Origin of the sequence: Burkholderia diffusa, assembly GCF_902499115.1 — a bacterium.
Taxonomy (GTDB): domain Bacteria; phylum Pseudomonadota; class Gammaproteobacteria; order Burkholderiales; family Burkholderiaceae; genus Burkholderia; species Burkholderia diffusa.
This window is the reverse complement of sequence record NZ_CABVPN010000013.1, coordinates 71677-92702: the sequence shown is the minus strand read 5'-3', so window position 1 is coordinate 92702 and position 21026 is coordinate 71677. Positions and strand designations below refer to the sequence as shown.

The 21026-nt window shown below is 54.8% G+C and carries 11 protein-coding genes; 7 read left to right on the top strand and 4 right to left on the bottom strand.

The genetic code is table 11. The features are described from left to right. Positions 1-276: 276 nt before the first annotated feature. The 7 genes from BTE28158_RS15050 to BTE28158_RS15020 all read left to right on the top strand — a co-directional run bounded on the left by BTE28158_RS15050 (position 277) and on the right by BTE28158_RS15020 (position 15666). Positions 277-2751, top strand: coding sequence for a UvrD-helicase domain-containing protein (locus tag BTE28158_RS15050; RefSeq protein WP_170296362.1), 2475 nt, complete (start codon positions 277-279; stop codon positions 2749-2751). 55 nt (positions 2752-2806) lie between these two features. Beyond that, the gene (locus BTE28158_RS15045) at positions 2807-3724 is read left to right on the top strand and encodes a flagellar basal body-associated FliL family protein (RefSeq protein ID WP_089460607.1); all 918 of its coding nucleotides are present in this window, start codon (positions 2807-2809) and stop codon (positions 3722-3724) included. A gap of 372 nt (positions 3725-4096) precedes the next feature. Further along, positions 4097-10303, top strand: a complete 6207-nt coding sequence (locus BTE28158_RS15040) for an HTH domain-containing protein (RefSeq protein WP_151047017.1) — start codon at positions 4097-4099, stop codon at positions 10301-10303. Positions 10304-10434: 131 nt separating this feature from the next. Then, positions 10435-11619, top strand: coding sequence for a hypothetical protein (locus BTE28158_RS15035; RefSeq protein ID WP_124475529.1), 1185 nt, complete (start codon positions 10435-10437; stop codon positions 11617-11619). Further along, on the top strand, positions 11616-13856 hold the full coding sequence (locus tag BTE28158_RS15030) for a hypothetical protein (protein WP_151047015.1): 2241 nt from the start codon (positions 11616-11618) through the stop codon (positions 13854-13856). The genes BTE28158_RS15035 and BTE28158_RS15030 overlap by 4 nt, the downstream gene beginning before the upstream one ends. A gap of 161 nt (positions 13857-14017) precedes the next feature. Further along, positions 14018-15043: an FRG domain-containing protein gene (locus BTE28158_RS15025; RefSeq protein ID WP_089460611.1), complete on the top strand. Its 1026-nt coding sequence runs from the start codon at positions 14018-14020 to the stop codon at positions 15041-15043. Then, positions 15040-15666, top strand: a complete 627-nt coding sequence (locus BTE28158_RS15020; protein WP_089460612.1) for a hypothetical protein — start codon at positions 15040-15042, stop codon at positions 15664-15666. Before BTE28158_RS15025 ends, BTE28158_RS15020 begins: the two co-directional genes overlap by 4 nt. A 134-nt stretch (positions 15667-15800) precedes the next feature. Here BTE28158_RS15020 and BTE28158_RS15015 read toward each other — a convergent pair whose 3' ends face one another. From BTE28158_RS15015 to BTE28158_RS15000, 4 genes are all read right to left on the bottom strand, one after another. Then, the gene (locus BTE28158_RS15015) at positions 15801-16634 is read right to left on the bottom strand and encodes a thymidylate synthase (RefSeq protein WP_151047013.1); all 834 of its coding nucleotides are present in this window, start codon (positions 16632-16634) and stop codon (positions 15801-15803) included. A 12-nt stretch (positions 16635-16646) separates the two neighbouring features. Beyond that, complete coding sequence (locus BTE28158_RS15010; protein WP_089460614.1) at positions 16647-17105, bottom strand: hypothetical protein; 459 nt, start codon at positions 17103-17105, stop codon at positions 16647-16649. Beyond that, the gene (locus BTE28158_RS15005; protein WP_151047011.1) at positions 17098-18915 is read right to left on the bottom strand and encodes a tyrosine-type recombinase/integrase; all 1818 of its coding nucleotides are present in this window, start codon (positions 18913-18915) and stop codon (positions 17098-17100) included. Before BTE28158_RS15005 ends, BTE28158_RS15010 begins: the two co-directional genes overlap by 8 nt. Before the next feature lie 72 nt (positions 18916-18987). Continuing rightward, positions 18988-21024, bottom strand: a complete 2037-nt coding sequence (locus BTE28158_RS15000; protein ID WP_170296361.1) for a site-specific integrase — start codon at positions 21022-21024, stop codon at positions 18988-18990. Between the last annotated feature and the right edge of the window lie 2 nt (positions 21025-21026).

The window sequence follows — 21026 nt, the reverse complement described above, 5'->3', positions numbered from 1 at the left end:
TGCATACGGAGCATTGTTCCCGGGAATCGGTATGTCTCCCTCTCAATATTGAGATATTCTCGGTCTGCTCGACGGAATCTAAGTACTCCACTTCCGTCTGGGCAAGAAGCACCCGCAAGTGCTTGAAGGATGTGCCGAGCCGAATAGTCCAGACCTCGCGCGCCTGCGTTTGAGGACCTTGCGCCAGGAGGCCAGCTTGAACCCAAAACAAGGCGACCGGGAAACCAGATGGCAGCGACGTCGATTGCCAGGTCGCCAGTTCTACGAGGTTTGTCGATGACGCAGTGGTTCTTACAACTCTGGGATAGCTTCCTGGCTTTTCTTGGACTCGCAAGAGCGAGCAAGCGCAAGGCTGTTCCGCAGAGGCCCGTTCAGCAGCCCCCAGCAGTGAGGCCGCAACAGCCGAAACCAACGGTGACTTCTCCTGTAGCGACTATCAAGGAAGTCTATGCTGGCGATGCGTTCGATATCAAACCTAGCACTCAGCGGAATGCTCGGGAACATATGTATCGGGAAAAGAAACCCGGTAGCGGAGAACGCATTGGCCCGACAGACAACCAACTGAAGCTGATTTTCTCGACACGGGCCGCGCTTCCGGTACTAGCGGGCGCTGGCTCAGGCAAGTCGACGTCACTCGTGAATCGCTTCCTATTGGCGACTAACTACCTGAACGTACACTTGCGTCACATCACTGTGTTCACGTTCACGCGGAAGTCACGTCGCGACTTTATCGAGAAATTGGTCGAGGAGTCTCAGTTTTGGCCGACGCCGATTACTCTGAAAGAAGCAGAAGCATCGGTTCGAACCTTTCATTCAAAGGCTTTGCAGCTGTTTCGTGCAAAGAGGGGGCGAGATGTCGCCGTATTCGAGTTCCTGAAAGATGACGTTCCTGCGGTAACGAAGAGCGCGGAAGTCGTTACCGCGCCTTCTGATGTTACTCCTTCGAGCGACGATTTGCTCAGCGAGGAGGAGAATAGTGCGAACAACGTTGATAGCCTGATGCCCGGCGACCTGTCGCGCCCCCAGCTGCGCTTGTTGCACGACGCTTATACGGTTCGTTTCTCCCAAAGCGGTACGTTTCGTGACGTTGTGAAGGAGCTCTTGAAATCATCGTTCCTTTCGCCTCCAATCGATAAGGATGACAAAGATGCTATCGAAGCTGTTCGTTTTGAGAAAAATATTCTTCGCCGAGATGAACAGTTTTCTGCTTATGTGGAGGCCGATTGGCGCCAACGCGGTTTGTGGCCTTTGCCGGGCGTTAGGGAGCTCAAGTTGCCCGCCGAACGCTGCGCTCTGACTGTTGACAATGGGCAATATGTGGCTCACGGCTACATCCCCTCGGTCGATACCTACGTGGTGCTGGGCGTGCATAGTGAGATACGTGACACGATGAACGGGTTCGGACGGACGACCCCAGTTAGGAACTTTCTCGCCTCGAAAAACAAGCAGGCTCTGCTCCTGGCGCAATGTGAGCAGAAGATTCGGTACGTCACGGACGAGGAGGACTTGACGGCACTGAAGAAGCAGCTCCACTGGGCGGCACTGCCAGAAACGAACACCGCTCCGAAGTTCAAAATTCGTATTCCCGGCGAGCGCAAACTGGTCCCCGTGTTTTACGCGCTCTTTACGTTTGGGCAGTTTGCGGAAAATCTTTCTGTTGACCCTCGCTCGCTGGACCAGCTTCCCCTTCTTGGCACAGACTCGGTTGAGGAGCAGTTCGGGCGTGCTTGCGCTGAATACTACTCGTCCTTTTACGAAGCGCTGGAGGCTCGCAGGGTCTGGACGTTCAATCAGATATTCCGAGCCCTCGCCGATGAGCGAGATGTGCTTGGGGAAATGGATGCCGCTGACCTATCACCTGTACAGCATTTGCTCATTGATGAATTCCAGGACATCTCCCCGGCAATCGTCAAATTCGTGACGGCCGCGCAGACAAGCCTGTGGAAGAAATCCGGACACGCCATTCAGCCAACCTTGATAGCAGTCGGGGATGATTGGCAATCAATCTATGGATGGCGCGGAAGCTCGCCGAAATTTTTTATGGATTTCCACAAATATTTCCGTGGCGCGCCGAAGCAAGCGCTGCAACTGAATCAAAACTTTCGCTCGTCGGCAAACATCATCCGTGCAGCAGAGGATGCGCTAATAGACTTGCGGGAAAGAATGGAGGACAAACTGCGCGGAGTGGCCGAATCACAGTATAAGGACTTGCCAACCCCGGTTTGCCAGGTGACCGAGTTCAAGAGTGACGACGTCGTGCGAGTGGTTCGCACTCTGCTGCGGAAGAAACAGAACGGTGAGCGCGTGTTCGTCTTGAGTCGAGCGAAACTGGATGCAACGGCGAAGGCTGTCCGGAATGCATTTCGCGGGGTCGACGAGAGTGACCTGCTGGTGACAACCCTGCATCAAAGTAAAGGGCTGGAAGCGGATTACGTCGTACTGCTTGGTGAAATACGCTACGTTGGTCGCAACGTATTGCGGAACAGCGTGTATCTCAAGGCAGAACTGGCTAGCAGTGCTCACGGACGTGAGCGGGCCTATGATTTAGCCCAACAGGATGAGGCGTTGCGCCTTGCCTATGTGGGTATCACTCGAGCAAAGCAGTTTTGTATTTGGTTCGCGGAGCCCAAGAGCGAAGGGGTGTTCGAGCGCCTCCCGCGTCGGTCGGACTACTCTACTCGAGCAAGCGTGGCGGACGTCGCCTCGCTGGCGGAGCAGGTCGCGTCAAAGGAAAGCGTTCCGGCCCAATAGAAAACGACGGTTAATAATCCACCCGCAGCGCGGGTCTTGCTAGATACACGTACCTATGAAGAAAATGGAACAGTTTCCGTCATTTCAACAGCGGTTTGCCTTTGACCGCAACCAGCTAGACCGCATCAATCAGCTTATGCTGCTGAAAGGTCTCTGTCTGGAGTATCAAAATAAGCTGGAGCTCTGCTATGAAGTCCCTTCTGGTTCGGGGCTGACATCCTTCTATTGCGGTATCTCAGACGAGGTGGACGCACTAGTCTACAACTTTGTGAATGATGAGATTGCGACTTGTCTCGATGGCCGTGGACCATCGAGGCAAGTGTTTCGCCAAATCGCTGGTAACACGGACGCAGAAAATATAAATAAACTTAACGCAGCTTTCATAGATTTCGAAAGGATGACGGCTGAATACAGAGACCACTATGTAGGTCGATGCTATCTGGACTTCATGGTTGGGACCTACTCGGTTTTCGAGACGTGGATGACGAGGATTCGTAACGCTCTCATGGAGAGGAATCCACGAGCGCCGAGCCAACGGATGCGAAAACTGAGGGAGCTGGTCGAGCAGTATCCGACTGCTTTGGACGCGCCGCAGCGAGACGCGATTCTCGAGAGAATTGCGAAGTTGATGAGAGGGCAGCAGTCTAGTGCTGGAATAGTTGATTTTGTCTTCTCGAAGATATCGACGTATTCAAGGCCAAACGCAGAACAAGACCGTAGCCTCATCAGAGGGTATGCGGCGTTGAGAAACTCTGTTCACAACATGGGTGTCAGCGAATCCAAAGATGATCACGAGCTTGTTGGAGAGGGATTCGAAATCACTTTGCCGAAGGGGTTGTCATCTTATACGCAGGACCATAGCGACCGGACGCGCGCGTGTGCCGAGCTCGTCAAAATCTACACGGCTGTCGTCGACTCTTTGGACCTCGCTGGTCATCCTTGCTGTATGGATGTTCAACCCTGCAATCCGTAAGACTCGAGTCTCAGAACGTTACCGGAAATAAAAGGAAGTTGACACCGAGCCGAGCTTCCACCAGTTGTGTGTGTTACGGGAGACGTCAATTTGTCAGCATGTTCCCCCACAATCGCTCGTACGCTCCCGCGTTACTCGGTGGCAAATCGACGTTGCAAGCCGGCGGAAGCGGGCGTTGTCGGAGTTACGCCCAACTCCGATGTTCCGGGTCGTGGTTTGCCGCCCCGCGTGTACGTTGTTACGGCTGCCGTGCAGCTGTTCGCAGCATGTTCGACCAGTTGCGTGTCCGGTTGGCGGACCGAGTTCTCAGGCGACTTGCTTTGCATTGAACTGCCGTAGACTTATCCTCTGCTCCCAAAAATCGAAGCAAAAATGCCACATTCAGTCCTTTTCACAAAAGTGTTGATGGTAATCGGGAAGGTGTGGGAAGCCGTCAAGCCTAAAGTCCTAGCGCGCTACACCGTGTTAAAGGCAGAACGAGATGCCTACGAGAGCGGAGCGGACCTCACCCCGGAGATGCAGAAGTCGTTTTCTGAGACGTACGGGCGGTTGCTCGGTGGAGCCACTGACGACTCGGAGTTGAACAAGCGCGTAGCGATTGTGGAGCGAACGTTTTCCGTCCCTCCGTTCCTTAAAACGCCAGCCATAAGGGAATGGTTATCGGGAAGTGACGTACGTGCGGCGTTCTTCGGCGTAGCGAAAGGGAAGTGTCTTCAAAGACTGGAGGATACGTCGCTACGTGAAGGTCTCGCCGAGTCATATTCAGTACGGACCGGGGAGCGGCGAGAATTGGCCGACGGTGCGATAAATATCGTAGTCGATGGGCTAGTTGCAGGATATCGGGCGCGGTTTGAAGACCAGAGCAAGCTCGTGGTCGAGACCGTCAGCGCGAAGGTCGAGGACGTACAGCAGGGGCTGAGTCAGGGATTTGCAGGCGTTCACGAGCACTTGAATGCGTTGTCTCAGGACGTCGCGGGTAACCTAGGACAGGCCGTTGAGCCACTCGCGACTGGTGCGGTCGAGCAGGAATTAGACAGAATCATTCAAGCGCGAATATATGACCCGGCGGCGCATCAAAGAATTCGTGCACTGGCCGAACGGGTGCGCGTTGGGGACTTGGTGGGTGCATCTCACGGTGCCAAACAACAAGTTTACCTCTGGGCTGCGAAGATTTTGTCCGGCCGAGACGAAATGCGCGGCGAGGCAAATACCTACTTCGAACTTGTCGACAAGGCGCACTGCAAGAGCGACGTTTCCGTCGTCTCCGCAATATTGCAGGCGCACGATGGCCAAGGAGGCGCTGCAATACAAACTTTGAGGGATATCTCGTCACCCGACGCGCGCGCAGCAATGATTTTCGTGTTGTCCAAGAGCCGGGGGTTTGAGTCCGCGGTGTCGTGGTATGAAAGCCTCGAGCCGGCGGCGGCTTTGCATGACATAACTCCTGTTGGGTGGTGCAGTCTCGCGACCGCTTACAGTGAGCTTGGGAGATGGGAATCCGCAATTGAAGTACTCGAAAAGGCGCGTCCTCTTGCCGGACAGTACGCGGATTTGCTGTTTATCGAGGGCATGTACCGTGCAGCGATGACCGTGCCAGCTGAACTCCGTCAGCAGGCTCTCGAAGGCAGTCTCATGCTTGGCAGCGTGCCGCAGCACGAAGACGATGCCAGTGAAGTTTGGCGGTCTGGCAGCATCGAACTGCTCCGCAAGGCAGAGATTGAAATTGCCCCCATTAACGAACGTAGGGCGGAATTTGCGTTCTTCACGAGAATGTCGCTGGCTCTGAGAAGCAAAAACGATGCGGTGCGTTTACAAGCAGAGGAAGAACTGTCGCGTCTGGCCGTTGATAAGTCGCAGGCGGTTAAGCTGTACCCTGTTCTACGGCAATATGACAGGCAAGCCGACAAGGAATCTCTCATGTCTTACCTTGATGTCAGGGAGACGCTCGGAGGGCTCTCTGAGGACGAATGGGTCGCTCGATTCTTTCTGGCGCTCGATATCTTAGGTCGACCAGAAGATGCCCCAAAGCTATTGGATTTCCTTGAACGCCATCGCAGCGGCTTGAGCGGTGTGATACAACCTCGTGCTCTGACGAGTGTCAGAATAAAAGCGTTGCTGGCATCCGATGGTCAAGCGATTCGTGCGCGCGAGGAACTAGAGTCCAATCGAAGCGTGTTTTCTGCCGACCATGCTGCTCAGTTAGAGGCCGAAATCGCGGCGACGGAGGGCGAGGATATTCGACCCAGGTTGGAGCGCATCTATACAGAATCTCCAACGATTGTGAATCTCCATTTGCTCGTTGAGCACTTGCTGAAGGTTCAAGACTTCGTTGCGTTGGAGCCAAAGGCCCGGGAGCTTTACCAACTGGAGCGTGCGTTACCAAACGCTAGAATCGTCGTTGCATGTCTTTCTCACCGAACGAATCTGGACCCCAGAGAAATGGTTGAGTTCCTTGAAGCAGAGCACGACGTGGTCGGAAATGACCTAGAGTTGAAATCGCAGCTTGCCTGGAGTCTCCTGCAGTGCGGTGAGTGGAAAAAAGCGCGTGCACTGAACGACGAGCTTTTGGTAGCGCAGCCAAATGCCGAAAGTCACGTCGGTCTCGATATCAACATCGCAATCAAATCGGGTGACTGGGAGCACTTCGCCGCAATATTCGACCGAGAATGGCCGCGGAAGAATAACCATTCTCCACGTACGCTGCTCTTGTTAGCCCAATTAGCCAACGATGGGCACGTGCCCACCGAGAAGGCATTTGAACTTGTTCGACTTGCAGCGGAAAAGGCATCCGATAGTGCACCAGCACTCGTCGCGGCTTATAACGCTGCGGTGACCTTGGGCCGTGAGGATGAGCTCAGTGCAGCTTGGCTGCATCACGCAGCGGCGACAGACACATCCGGTGTTATCAAGCGAATCCCAGTTCGGGAACTGACCGAGGAGATTTTGCCCTCTTTACAGAAGAGGAATGAAAGCTTGTCGGACCACCTGCAAAAGAGCACGGCCCCAATACAGTTGATTGCGTCGGTGCTCAAAATGCCGATTGCCAGGCTCTATTGCGCTATTCCTTCAGCAAACGAGAGGCAAACCGACGCACGTAAACGTGTCGTTCTTCCGTTCTTCGGCGCCAGACTGGAGAAATCGACACTCGCTAACTGTGACCCAATTGGTTTCGATATCACGAGTATTCTGACGCTCACAACACTAGGGCTGTTCGATAGGGCGTTGGAGTTCTTTCAGCGTGTCCATATCGCGCCTGACACCCTGGAGTTACTTCTCGTCGAGAGCCGCCACATGCGATTTCGGCAGCCGTCGGAGTTGCAGCTTGCTCACAGCATACTTGCGGCGCTGCGACGCTTGACTCTCCGCACCGTCGAGGATGGTAATCAACCGCCAGACTGGCTCATTCAGGAGGTCGGGCCGAGATTGGCGCAGCTATTGGAGTCCGCGAAAACCACCCAAGGTTTCGTCATTACTGCGTTTCCGGTATTTCGTGCCGGTTCGCTCAATGAGGCTCCGGCCAACTTGAGGGAATATCAGGGTTATGTGGTCTCCTGCCAGACGTACATCGATTTGCTGTTGCGAACTGGAAAGATTGCTCAGGCGGTTGCGGAGAATGCCGCCTCGAAGATTACCTTGATGGATTCGGGGCCCAAAACCCAACTCCCAACTGCATCGCACGACACTCTGTTCTACGTCGACGACGTAGCCATTCGCTATTTGCATCGGTCTGGCACTTTAGATGCGGTAGCGCAGGCTGGTCTTACGCTCAGGTGTTCTCCTGGTTTGAAAGACGACCACGAGCAGTTGGAGGCTGAGGCGGATGAGCGAGAAAGTCTCGTGGAGATAATTGATTCTGCGCGCTCGGCGCTTAGACGTGCGCTGGAGGCAGGTAAAGTCAATTTGATAGCGGAACGTCCACGAAGTGAGAAGCTTAGAGCGCTTCGGGACGGAGAGGCCGAAACGCTGCCTACGCTGCTAGCTTTTCTGCAGGCAGGACATCCCGTTGAGAATCTTGTTATCGATGACCGGTATTTCACCCGAATACCCGGTTTCGAGGATGAACTCGGAAAGCTCATTCATACTTACTCGACGCTTGACGTCATTGACTCCATGATTTCGGAGGGTTTTTTAAGCCCGGCGGAAGGCGCGCATGCGAGGCATCGCCTGCGCTTGAGAGGCGCGACGTATATCAACGTCGATGGCGGAGAGCTTGCTGGCATGCTTGACGCCTGTGGAGTGGACAGCTCCAGTCTCCTTCGAGAGAGTTATGAAGTACGGACCCTTCGTCAATCTCTAACGCATGCCTGTGCGCTTGACACTGGGAGCGTTCAGGACCGTCAGTTCCTTCAGTCAATTTCCACGGCTCTTGTCGACACAATCGCTCGCTCGTGGGAAACAGCTGATGTCGCTCCGGACAGAGCCATTGCGCTCACGAGGTGGGCATTGGACGCGCTTGGTAGGCCCCTCTGGACAGCCGTCGGTAACGGTCAAAACAATCCTCGGGCCGCTGCCCTCGAGATGGCCGCTGTAACCATATCCGGTTTGTTACTCAAGGCGACGTTTTGGCAACGTGACCGCCGGATGAAGTTCCAGGAACTGCTGGACGATGAGCTGCTGCAGCCTGCGGTGTACGCAAATCGTGACCTTCTGGGAAGGATTACCGCCCTTATCCAAGTGCAGTTGGATGCATTCAAGGCACTGAAGGATGAACTGGACGCAGACTCGAAGCAGCAACTTCACATCTTCGTTGCGCTGCTTCCCAGCCGAATTCGCGACTACTTGCAGAACGAACCCTCGATGAGCGACCTCGTCAGCGAGACCGTCGAACATGCGGTGCAGTTCGGTACGCATTCATTCACGGTCAGTGCTCTATATCAAGCAGCAAGGCGTACGGCTGAGGACGGCCTGAATGAATTCGACGGTTGTCGCATGCGTTTGGAAAGCGAAACGATTCTGGCTGAGCTCCTCGAAGATGGTACTTGGATGGGACTTCCGTTCCCAGAGCTCGCTGGGTTGATGAAGGATGACGCTGCCCGTCTGGCCGCAGTACGCCAAGCGGTAAGCGAGCTTGGTCCAACATTTACTGATGGCGAGCGCATCATTGCCTCCGTAAGCAACGATATCTTAGCGGAGAGGGACTTCGACCTACTGCTCGAGGAGCGCATTAACGGCGTGAAAGCCAGATGGCTGAGGATACGGGGTGAGCGAGAGCGGCCCCCGGAGCTGAACACTCTCGTGCCTGATAGCACCAGGTACTACGCTGCGCTTCTAGGTCCCGTAGAAAGGAGTCTCGGCTTCCCGGAGTATGCGGCCGAAACCCTGCTTCCGTACCGAACTCGGCTAATTGAGCGTGACCTCATTGAAGGTTTGCGTATCGCATGCTTGGGGTTCTTCGACATCATTTTGGCTCCGTCGCGGCTAGTTCAGCATGTTGAGAACGACGAGCTCTGGTTCGCCGTTCAGAGCTTGAAGGAACTTGGAGACCCATACACACTGCTTGGATTAGCGGAAATTGGGATTGTCCGTGCAAGCGACCCTCGGTTCGTACAGTTGGCGCGGGATTGCATCGAACGCCTCTGTAAAGAACACATGGCCGGCGCTCACTTATTCGCCGCAGCGGCTTTGTTCAATAGGTTGGCACTTTCCGAGATACAGACACTGGATGATGCAGCTCTAGTACAGCCCCATTGGAAGCGCATGGCCGCCCGGATGCAGGCCGGCGTGATTTTGCAGGGCTATGGCAATCAAAATTTCATCATGCCGGCGTTGGAGTCATGGGTCGCGGAACATTTGCAGCCCACGCGAGTTGCCGCAGAGGTTATGGACCTCCACGTAGACCCCTACTACGCGGCGTCGTTGAACACCGCAGAGGCCATATGGGACAACGTATTCAAATTGCTCGTTACCGTGGGCGGAAATGCTGCAGATGGTGTGTTGAGCGATAAGCTGGAGAATCGAATAAAAGAGCTCGTGAATAGGCGTCTAAGTCAGAACTTCGCATCGTTTCACACCGCTGGCCCTTGCGGGAACATGCGCAATCGTCAGGAGGCGAAGCTGACCCCAGCAGAGACATCGAACGCCCGGGAGCGATTGGCTGAGTCTCCGTTCTCGCCAGTATGGAGCGCACTCGTTGCAACCTCACAAGTCATACATGTTGAGTCTGGAATATACGAAGCGGGAATGAATGGGCTTAGGGAGCTTACGTTGGCGGCGGACGATGTCGATTGGGACAACAAGCTTCGCTGTGTCGCCGATGTCGCTCTGCTGGCGCTTATAGAGGCGGATGTAAAATTGGCGGAGGTGGTACGCGACTTCCTGTTTCGCGTCGCGGGCACTACGACCAACGACATGAGGTTGATGCCGATTCTGCACACCCTATTTATAGCAGCGGGGGCGTTCCGAGAGACTGAGAAGCGCGCTACAGTGATAGAGGATGCTACGAAGACCCTTTCGCTTCTCTTGCCTGCGGGAGAGCTATCTCGCACCGCTGCGGAAGTGCTCCGAGCTTGCTCGAATCTCAGGCGCTGGTATTCTGGGCCCGCTTCTTGGGCCGAACTCTATGCTTTGAGCGCGGGCTGACTTGCGCCCTTTCCGGTCCGTGCATGGCAAGGACTGGAAGGACTCGCCAGTCACATCGCATGCGTGGCATACCGTCGAGGCACGCCACGTGTCCCTGGTTAGCAGAAAGCGAATTTGCGAATCGAGAGTTCATGATTTCCTTTTCTCAAGCCGTCAGCCTCAAAGAGATAGAGGCAGCCTATTCTGAGTTTCAAGTCGAGGAGACACTGCGTTTACCCACGACGCTGAAATTCGGTGGTGGCGCCGGAGTTCCCGGCTCGCTAATACAGCTGACCGCAGCATGGTCGCGCAACGTCTCACAACCCACTCTCCGCTTGTACAGCAAACATATCGGAGAAGCTGCGGAAGCATTGTCTAAAGAACCGCATGGCATAGCGGCAGCGTACTTCGCAGATGCTATTGAGACTGCAGCGGGAGAAGTGATGTCGACGCGGGCCGCGCTTGCTAACGCGGTCGCACGGATTGAAGCCATGCAGTCGAGCAGCTTTAGAGAAACAATGCATGGGAGAGGGGTATTTCTCGGTTGCTTTTCACGTGCGAAGAATGAGTTCCTGATTCCCTTGTACTCGCGGGCTGAGGTTGGCGCCATACGGTCCCGAGACGAGTTCGTCACGCTCACTTCTCGAATAATTGCGGCGTGTGCTCCATCAGCGGAACAGCAGATGACCGAGACAAGACGAATCTGGCTCGGAACGCTTATCTACGAACTCTTCAAAAATACGGACGAGCACGCTACAACTGATGAGCAAGGTCGACCGTACCCGAAGAATCTTCGCGCAGTTATGGCGAAGTTCATCACCTACGACGCGGAAACTGCTGCCGCTCATCTAGGCGAGGGTGACCCCAGACTTTCGTTTTACCTGTTGCACAATATCGCCAACCGGCGCACATCGAAGGGCTCTGATGAGCGCTGGCAGAACCGGCAATCTGCTCTGCTCGAGCTTACAGTACTTGACACTGGTCCTGGACTCGCGCGTCGTTGGCTTTCGCGCCACGGTGACCCGGGCGACAAGATAGAGCAATTGTCGATTGCTGACGAGGTGGCCCTCGTCAAGAAGTGCTTTGAGCTTCATGCGACGACCAAGACAACAGCAGGTAGCGGTGGAGGGCTTTCGTACGTGCTTCAGACGCTGCAACGGCTGAACGCCTACCTTCGATTGCGGACCGGTCGCGTCTGCCTCGTACAAGACTTCTCCGCCCCGAAGGCAGAAGCCTTGTTTGCACCAACGCACTGGCTCAAAGAGCAGCCAGTATTACCGATGACGGCTGGCGCTTGCTATTCGATTGTGGTGCCGCTCTCGAAGGTGCTGCTATGAAGGGATATTTCGCATTCGATTGGACATTTGCGGATGGCGTCCCGACAAGGAATTTTCACTTCCTCTTTAAACCGCCGGGCAAACTCAATGAGGCAAACCTTGCTGACGCCATCGAGACTGGCCTTCAAAGTGTAAATCCGCCCGACGTGGTCGCAATCATCTGCGAAGCAACTGATGCGGGCCTAATCGTCTCTGCTTTTGGGGACCGGCTCCTCACGCAAGCGGCGAACCGTGCATCGACCAAAGTCTGCATATGCGTTTGCTCCTTTAAACGCGATGGAGCTGTCCGCCTACACCGTCAGCTTCGGAACCCAGTCGACAAGCTTGATGACATCCTACAAAGCCAGTCAAAAGCGATTCGCAAGGCAGGGCTAGAGAAGCTCTTCGATGCGCGGCGCGTGTTCGTGGTGGCACCGCCTGGTTTCACATTCGTGAAGCCATCGCAAAAGCGGTCGACTCACTTCCTACGAGCCGAGGAGGCCCTGACGGAAGTCGAGAGCGCACAGTTCCTCGCGTTCGCACTGCTGGAGAAGTTGAACAAGCGAGCGTTGGCAGTTGGCGCAAAGCTGGACGTCATATTCGTGGATACGATGGCAATCGCGTCCGTTGCCTACGCGCTTCGAGAAATCTATTGTGCGCTTTACGACCTTCCGCGCCCGCGCGTCGTAAGCTTCCATTCGCACGATGGGCTGGATGAGGTTGATGCCCCCTTGTACGGGACGTCGTTCACAATGATTTCAGCTTCGTCGTCGATGAATCTTGAGCAGGAGTGGAAAAAGAGGACGCGTTGTCATCCTGACGAAGTTGTCACGCTCCTAACGCTGGATTGCGCAAGGCATCATGGAGATGCCCTTTACGCGCTGGAAACGCCAGATGGCATAGAGGATGACCAGCAACAGCGCTACGGGCAGCTCAAGGACCTATCAATTGTTGGTGAAAGGTTTGCGCCGGAGGACCTCCTCCCAAAGTCGGTGCTTTTGAAAAAGGCTAAACACCGTGTTGAGGCGGTCGCGCGATTTTGCGAAGCATTCGCGAAGACCGGCCGGCTCGCGGTCCAGTCACGCGGAAGTGTCCCTACAGCCAAGGTGCGGCCCGTCTATCTCGACGGGTGTGCCCTACTGGAAAACGGCGAATTTGCGAAGTTTACTGATAACGTCCTGTGCCAGAAGACGCCGGCATCGGTCAAAACCATCGTCTACCAGAGCGATGCTGCTTCGCACGAAATCGCAAAGCGTTGTGCGAAGCGTTTGCAGGAGGTCATGAATCGGGCAGAGCCACTGCGTGTAGTGTCGGACGTCGAAATCGAGGCGCAGACATCGATGCCGGACCCCATAGGGGCAATGCTCATCGTCGCTGCTGTGGTTGGGCGCGGTACAAAGCTTCTCTCAATCAGTCGCGATTTGCGGGATATCCATCGCGGTGCGAGGACCTATCTCATCGGCGCTCAGATTGCCGAGACGGCTACGCAAGTGAATGCACTTACTCCCAATCTCAAGCACTCTGCGACCCAAGCCACTATCAATGTTGAGCGCTTCATGGGTATCGCGATTGGCCCAGGGATATCGGAGTCTTTTCTGAACGAAGCGGACATCTTCAAGAATGTACAGCAGGAGTTTGGAGCTTCTTTCCAAGACAGGATAGGTAACCTTCGCGGTTCGGAATGTGGTCTGGCGGGATGCGCGTTCATCGCATCCGACGACGAACTTACCGAACGCCTGAAGCTTCGAGCGGATTTTGCGTACTGGACACCGTTCTATAAGGAGGACGACGAGACGAGTGCTGGCGTCCTCGCGACGGTCGGGGCGCTGCTCCAGAACGCCAGAGAAGGCAAGTTCGATGACGAAGCGAACCGTCTTTCCACCGATGCATTTCAGCAGGTAATTTTGCATCCAGAGAACTTCACTCGATACAACGACGGTGCCATCCAGGCGGCATTGCTTCGGTGTGCTCGTGTCGGCGAGTTGGATTATTCTCGGGAGCGAAACTCAAGCCAGTTCATGTTGGATTTCCTCTCAAATGTCTTCGAGCAATACGGGAGAAGACAGGGAGAAGCGGCTGGGGAATTTGCTCTTGCTTTGCATACGGGGCGATTGCGCCTCGACGCGCGCCATTTTAGGGAATTGCAGGAGCGTATCGAGCCAAAGTTTGCTGGTGACGCTCCGCGACTGAAGTTGCTACGCGTGCTGCTGGGGCTGGAGGAGATGCCAAGGAACGCCAGCATGCCGGATGAATTCTAAGTGGACACGCTGGCCTCTGATGTGTCTCGCTGGGTCAGCGTGCTATTACCGGCGATAGTCAAGTTTCGACCCGGCATGCCGTTATCCAAGGTGTCGCCTTCTCGTCATGCCTTTCTGTGACTACGGCTGTCTGGTGTTACAAATTTCTATATGTCAAACGTATGTCAGAAAATCTAAAAGTGGTGGTTGTTGATTCGCTGAGTGCATATATCGACGTAGTGTCGGCAATCAACAGCGCGGAAAATGACACGGCTTGGTTTCGGGGGCATTCGAGCGCGACCTACCGATTGACGCCGGGGGCGCTTCGAGACTTGGTTGCGTTTCGCGATGCATACGGACGGCCTTTAGATGGTACTGAGGTACTAAGGGCGAGCGGATATGAGCTAACTGGAGTTAGCCCGGAGCGAATGCTAAGTGATTTCAAGCGTCGTTCGATACCATTTTTGGATTTCGTTCCGCGCAATGATTTCGAATGGTTGTTTTTGATGCAGCACCATGGTGTACCAACGAGGCTTCTCGACTGGACCACAAACGCGTTGGTCGCTTTGTATTTTGCGATTGAAGACTCGCAGTCTTCGGGCGTAGCTTCTGATGAAGACCGCGAAGAAGAGATTGACGAATTCGCCAAAAATGCAGCGGCAGTCTTCGCGATGAATCCGCACAAGGTGAATCACGCGATGCACGCAGACATTGATGAGGTTGTAGATGTGGCCGCAGACTACGGCTACTGGGAGGCGTACACGCGACCTACTATGTTGTCGTCCGAGCACTTCGATAACTACGCGCCGCTCTGTATTACAGCGCCCCAGCTATCGCCGCGAATTCGGGCTCAGTCCGGGCTGTTTACAATCCATGGCAGAGACGTGAACCCGCTCGATTGGTTCTCCGCAGTTAGGCCACTTATTACTAAGATTTTGATTCCACAGGAAAAGACTCCGATTATCTGGCAGCAGCTTCGACATTTTGGGTTTACCAAGTCGTTCATATATCCCGGCCTCGATAGTGTTGCTCATGACGTGCGTTTCGATGAGCAGCGGCGGTGGGGGCACGAGCGTAAGGCCTATCTTGAAAAGCTGGAGCGTGAAAGAAGTTCGAAGGAAAAGCGTGCGAAGAAAAAGCGAGACGCTCGCAAGAAATCAACTGCGGCGACGCGTGGAGGAAAAATGACTAGGGAGAAGAAAAATTGAAGGCATATAAATTCAGGCCTGCAAGTCAAATTCAGTATGCGTTTGACATCATGCTCAACAGCCGTTTGTTTTGTGCGGACTGGCGGCAGCTGAATGACCCGATGGAGGGCATGTTCGCCTATTCTTATAAGAGCTCGCGCGAAGACGACATTAAGGAACAGGTTGCCCGAGTCGTAGAGCAGAAGAAGGGGCTCAAGGTTTGCTCGCTGGCGAAGACCTTCGACTGTCACCTGCTTTGGGCTCACTACGCCTCTGGCTTCGAGGGTCTGGCAATCGAAGTCGAGTTGCCGGACGATGCCCCTGAAATCAAAGAGGTCAGCTATCGTGGCGTCTTCGCGTCGCTAACGTTTGGGGACGACTTCTCGCCTGAGCAGGCCGCCGAACAGGTGTTGTCGTCGAAGTACCGCGAATGGGAATACGAACAGGAGGTTCGCGTGTTGCAACGAGACGCGTACTTCTATCTGCCGAGCCCCGTGAAACGGGTCATTGCTGGGCATCGAATGGAGCCCGCGCTGTTCAAGGCTTTGCAAATCGTATGCGAAAGGAAAGACATCGAGCTGAGTCGCGTGGGCATCGGCGATGATGGGATAGATGCTGACTACGTGGAGCCCTTGAACATCTGAGATGGACAGAGACCGCGCGATGCCCGCTGATGGAAGGGTGAGACGACGTCCTAGCGTAGGGTGGGCTCACCGCGGTCTCGTTGTTTCGTACGCGCACGAGGCATCCTGTGCCCACCGTGCGCTTGACCGATGGTTCAGATGGCAATTGGAGCGGAAATGCTCGGATGCGGGTTGTAGCCGACGATTTCGAAATCTTCGAACTTATAGTCGTAAATTGATTCCGGACGTCGCTTGATGTTCAACTGAGGCAACTCACGAACCTCGCGCTCCAACTGCGTATGAATCTGGTCCATATGGTTCGAGTAAGCATGCAGGTCACCGATGCTGACCACGATTTCGTGCGGCGTCAAATCACACTGCTGAGCGAGCATGTGCGTGAGCAATGCCAGGGAGGCGATGTTGTATGGTAGCCCGAGGAAGCTGTCCGAACTTCTGATGTACAACAACGAGGACAGCTTACCTTCCGCGACGTAGAACTGATACAGCAGATGGCAAGGCGGCAGAGCCATCCGACCTTGTCGGGCGTTTTCTTGCGGACTGATTGACTCGTCGGGCAAGTATTCCGGATTCCAGCCGTGGAACAGGATGCGCCGACTGTTCGGGTTATTGCGAAGCGTGTTGACTACGTAGTCAATCTGGTTGATGGTACGACCGTCTTTGGTCGGCCATGCCGTCCATTGCTTGCCGTAGACGGGACCGAGCTCATTGTCATCGGTGGCCCACTCGTTCCAGATTGAGACTCCGTTTTCCTTCAACCAACTGACATTCGTGCTCCCGCTAAGGAACCAGATTAGCTCGTTGGCGATGCTCTTGAAGTGCAACTTCTTCGTCGTCAGCAGAGGAAAGCCCTTCGACAGGTTATGTCTAATCTGCCTCCCGAACACGGACTTGGTCCCAGTGCCAGTACGGTCACCTTTGGCGACACCGTTCTCCAAAATATCTTGAAGAAGTTCCAAATATTGCTTCATGTCGACATCCGATTATTCGGTTTCCCGGCCGGTGGGCGGGACGATGGAAAAATTGTTCCGAGCTTTGAGCGCGGCAATCTCGCTGTCTTTCTTGGCGATTGTGCTTTGGAGGGACAGGATTTCCTCGTATAGCAACGCGTTTTGCTCGAGGATACGTCTGATTCGCTTCCTCAGGTCATCGAGGGTGGGTTCAGCAGTTTGCTCGGACGTTGACTGGGCCGCGGCCGGCGTTACCGCACCAGCTTTGAGCTTCCGCTTTAAGGTTTGAATCCTATCGCAGGCCCACTGCCTGTTGCGTATAGTATTCCGGGATAGGCCCGTCAACTCGCATATGGCGGCGACCGTCGCCTTGCGCTTCCCGCGCTTGGTAGGGTCCTCGAGCAGCCCGAGGGCATTCAGGATGAGTGTATCATTTTTCGTCGAAGTGTCTGCCTGATGCTCGGTGAGCTCCTCGGGGCGGCCATCAGTCATCTACGGTCTCCAGGTCCAGGGTGGCGATGTGCTTGTCCAATGTTTGAACAAGGCCCAGCCAGATAGTCTTGTAGCCCGGATTGGTCTCACGCTCCGCCTCACCATGGGCGTGTTCCCTGCGCATAGTGAGCACCTGCGCTGCCCGTTGCGTAATCACGTGACTCGGGCATTCGGGGTCACACTGATAGTCGCCGTAGCAGGGCGGCACTTCTGCGTTCGGAATAGCAAAGTTTCTGCCGCAAGCTCCGATGCTTGTCGGCATCAGCTTGACGCCGCGCTTGGCCATATCCTTGATGTACTGTTCGCGCTCGTTGCCGAACAGGCCTAGACCCGCAAAGAACGTGTCGATACGCGCCTTGTGAGCAGCGCCGCCGCCTCCGGCGAACTTCGCGTCCTCGCCAAAGAGGTCTAGGAGAGCGGTCTCACGAGCCTCGGCGATGCGGGTCGTAACGCTTGTCATCAACTGCTGCCGGTAGTTCCCGTAACCCGCCGTTACTGCGTTGGGCATGGCGTTGAACTGGCTGTGAAAATGCTTGAGCTGCATGCTGATGAACGGTAAGCCGACCTCTTGGTTCGCAAGCTGTGCCACGAGTGTTTCGCGACATTGATGAACTGAAAATGTCCAATCGATGAAGAGTCCATCTACGTCAATTCGTGCTAGCCATCGTTCAAACTTCGTATTGAGCGCACTACCCCTGTACCCGAATCCAGTCTCGGCCTTTCCAGGGACCGATGACGAAAAAAGATACGGATTGCCGGTTTGTTCCGTAATGAACATGAGGACGTCGTACGCGTCTCTTGTTAGGTCGACGGCCAGCCAACCTTCACAGATTGGAACATCTTTCGGACGATGCTTTACCTGTTTGGAGACAAGGAACCAGTAGCCGTGTTCAAACGTGAGACAGTCGCGCATCAGGAAATGAGTCTCGGTGGCGCGCATCCCTGTGAACAACAGGATAAGAAGCAGGGATGCGAGATGCCCCTCGCTGATGATGTCGTTGACCACGGTCAGGGGGATGCGATGTTTCCTTCGGAACCGTTGGCTTTTACCTTTTTCTACGAAATCGTAATATTCCGTCATCGCCGATGCCAAGGTTTCGCTTTCGGGGAGAGTAATCGAGCTAGCTAAGGATTGACATTCCTTATCGTGGATGACCAGCGCGGCGGCACTCTTGAAGCGTGTCATAGCATGCTTGCAGTAGTTCAGCAGGAATAGGAACTGGGCATCCGGCAAGGTTGGGATGCCGCCTTCATATTTAGACTCACCCCATGCAATTGACGATTTTTCGATGTCGAGCAAGCCCCACTGGAGCGGGGCGCTGAGATTTCTCTGAACCATTGGGTCGGAAATCAGCTTCAGCGCGCGGCGAAGATGCTCGGAGCGGCCCGGATACTGTGGAATAGTCTCTTTAAGAAGGGCGAACGGAATATCACTCAGACGAGTGATTTGAATGTGTAGTCTACGTTTCCCTTCGTTGATGACCATCGAGAGGAATTTAGCCAGTTCATCAATACGCCCTCTCACCGTCTTCGGGTCGAGTTGCTCTTTCCGCGCTCGCGCGTGCTTGATGAGCTGTGGAAAATACCCATGAATTACTGCGGAAATCTTCAGGTCTGCGACTATTGCATCGGTTAGACAATACTCATACGTGGTCTTTGAAAATGAGCTGGGATGCCGCAGAGTGGCGCCTTTGCCATCGACGTAATCGCGCCACACAAAGCTTGAACTGGCGGGACCTGTATAGAGAGGCGAAGTTGTTTCGATGAAGGGCCAGATATCGTCGCCAAAGCGTCCAAGCCAGACTGGCATGTCGTTTCGAAAGACCGCTTGCCCAGCGGTGACATCGGACAAGGCAGGAAGTCGAGCGGAGGTCCTCACGTTTCAGAATCCCTGGTAAATCAAGTGGTCAACGAGCAAATCGTCCATCGTCGCTGCAACGTGCTCGGCGGTTCGAATTACTGCTGCCGGAAACACCACATCTTCTGCGAGGATGCCGTCGATGAGCTTTACTGCGTCTTCAAAAAGCGATTTTCGACCTCGGATGGCCGGTGAGTCTGATTCAAGCGCCACACTCACACGCCTGCGGTATACGATGAGTTTTGGAAGGGTGCGTTCCGTGACGATAGAACGGTCACATCGTATGCACATGTTCCAGAATCGACACGGGGTGCCATCCACATGCTTCGTGACAGCCCGGACGTTCTCGCTCGGGTTGTACGGGTTCTTGCATCCGCATCCCGACAGTGTTTCGTGAAAGCAATCAAGTTCAGGACTCGGGGATGTCGGTGCGCGAGGTACCCGCGCTTGTTCCGTTTTTTGAAATTCTCTAGAGCGTTGCGCAATGCGCTCGAGCGCCTCGGAGACGGTGCGATTGAAGGTCGGCTTTAAACCTTGCTCATCGAGGTACGTGGCGGTAGTCTGAATGCTCTCATGCCCGAGCGCGACTTGTACGTCGAACAACGTGGCGCCGGCCAGTACCATATTGGTGGCGAGCGTTGGACGGCAGCGAGCGAGACTGAAGTTAAAGTTCTTCCCGAAGAGGCTATAAAGCCCTTCGTCGGTGCAAAACCGACGGTACCATTTTCCGGCTTTCCTTTTGGGGTCTATCGCGACGATGACGCGTTTGCCCTCTCTGTGCGAGCATTCGACGTCTTCGAATATGAAAAGGCGGCGAGCAATCTCCGGGGGAGCGTCTTCCCTGATACGCGACGTCAGCCCTAGAACCAAGCCAACCAGCTTCCCAAGCTTTTGAACTACGGACTCGTCAAGATACAGCTCTTCCATGTCAAGTAACGGAAGATGAAGTTCTCTGTCCTCTGAGCGGGTCGAACTGCCGGCCCGTCGTTTCCGATACGTAATGACAGGCTGTCCGGTGAGCCGGTGTTCGCGCTGGTAGGAGTCGATTTCAAGCTCTTTGAGCGCCTCGACGTTCAGGCCAGCGAGCATACTGAATTCGGCCGCCAACGGCATGATTAGGCGGTCATCGACATGCGGCCAGACACCCCAGCGGATGAATAGCTTTGACAGGCGTTGCATCGTGCAGACGGCGACAAGATTCTGCCGCCGGTCATAGAAGTCCTCATACATCGCGAGAGCGTTACACGCGTATTGATTCTCGAACAACCAGAGTAAGGCACGCTCGTCGCGTTGCAGCACATGAATTGGGTCAATGCCGACGCTTTGCTCCGGGGTGTGTCCCATCCGCAACCTTTGGGCGACTACCGCTGGGTCCACGGCATAGGCTCTGGCGGCAGCACCTACGCTCGAATAGCTGATGCCTTCAACCGAAATTTGAATTGAAGTAAAGCGTGGCGAGGGCGGGGGCGCGAGGCCCACGGCCTGTTCCGGCGTCCAGCCCGTTCGAATTCGCTGGGAAATTACCCCGTGCTTAACACCATATCGTTTCGCCGCTTCAGAAACGGTGCATAGTTGGCCGTCTATCGAAATCGGAGGAAGAGTATTCTGGCGACGATACGGGATGCCCTCGCCAGTCGGAGTGTAGCCATTGAGGACGCTATTGGCCAAGTCAATCCAACGGGCGATGGCTGCGTTAACGACTTCTTGTTCGCTTTCAGTGTACGCGGACCGCTCCTTAGTTTCTGAGGCGCCCTTGAACACCGGCGGGTGGTAGACCACGGTGTCGACAATGCGAAGCGCGTAAGCCATATCCATGACCTGACGAACCGATTTGTACACGCCATATCGAGATTTGCTCTTGAGGTCTTGGCCGACTAGCCATCTGTTGAAGCGAATCAGTGCGTCGGCTTCCCAGTGTATTGTCAAGTAAAAACGCTTGTTGCTCTCGAGTTCGGGGTAGTAGGCGCTCGTCTCCGCGACGAACTGCAAGTACTTGTTGCGCGCATAACGGAAACGCTCAGCGCTCAAGCCTTCGTACTCGGCCTCCACTTGGAAAAACATCC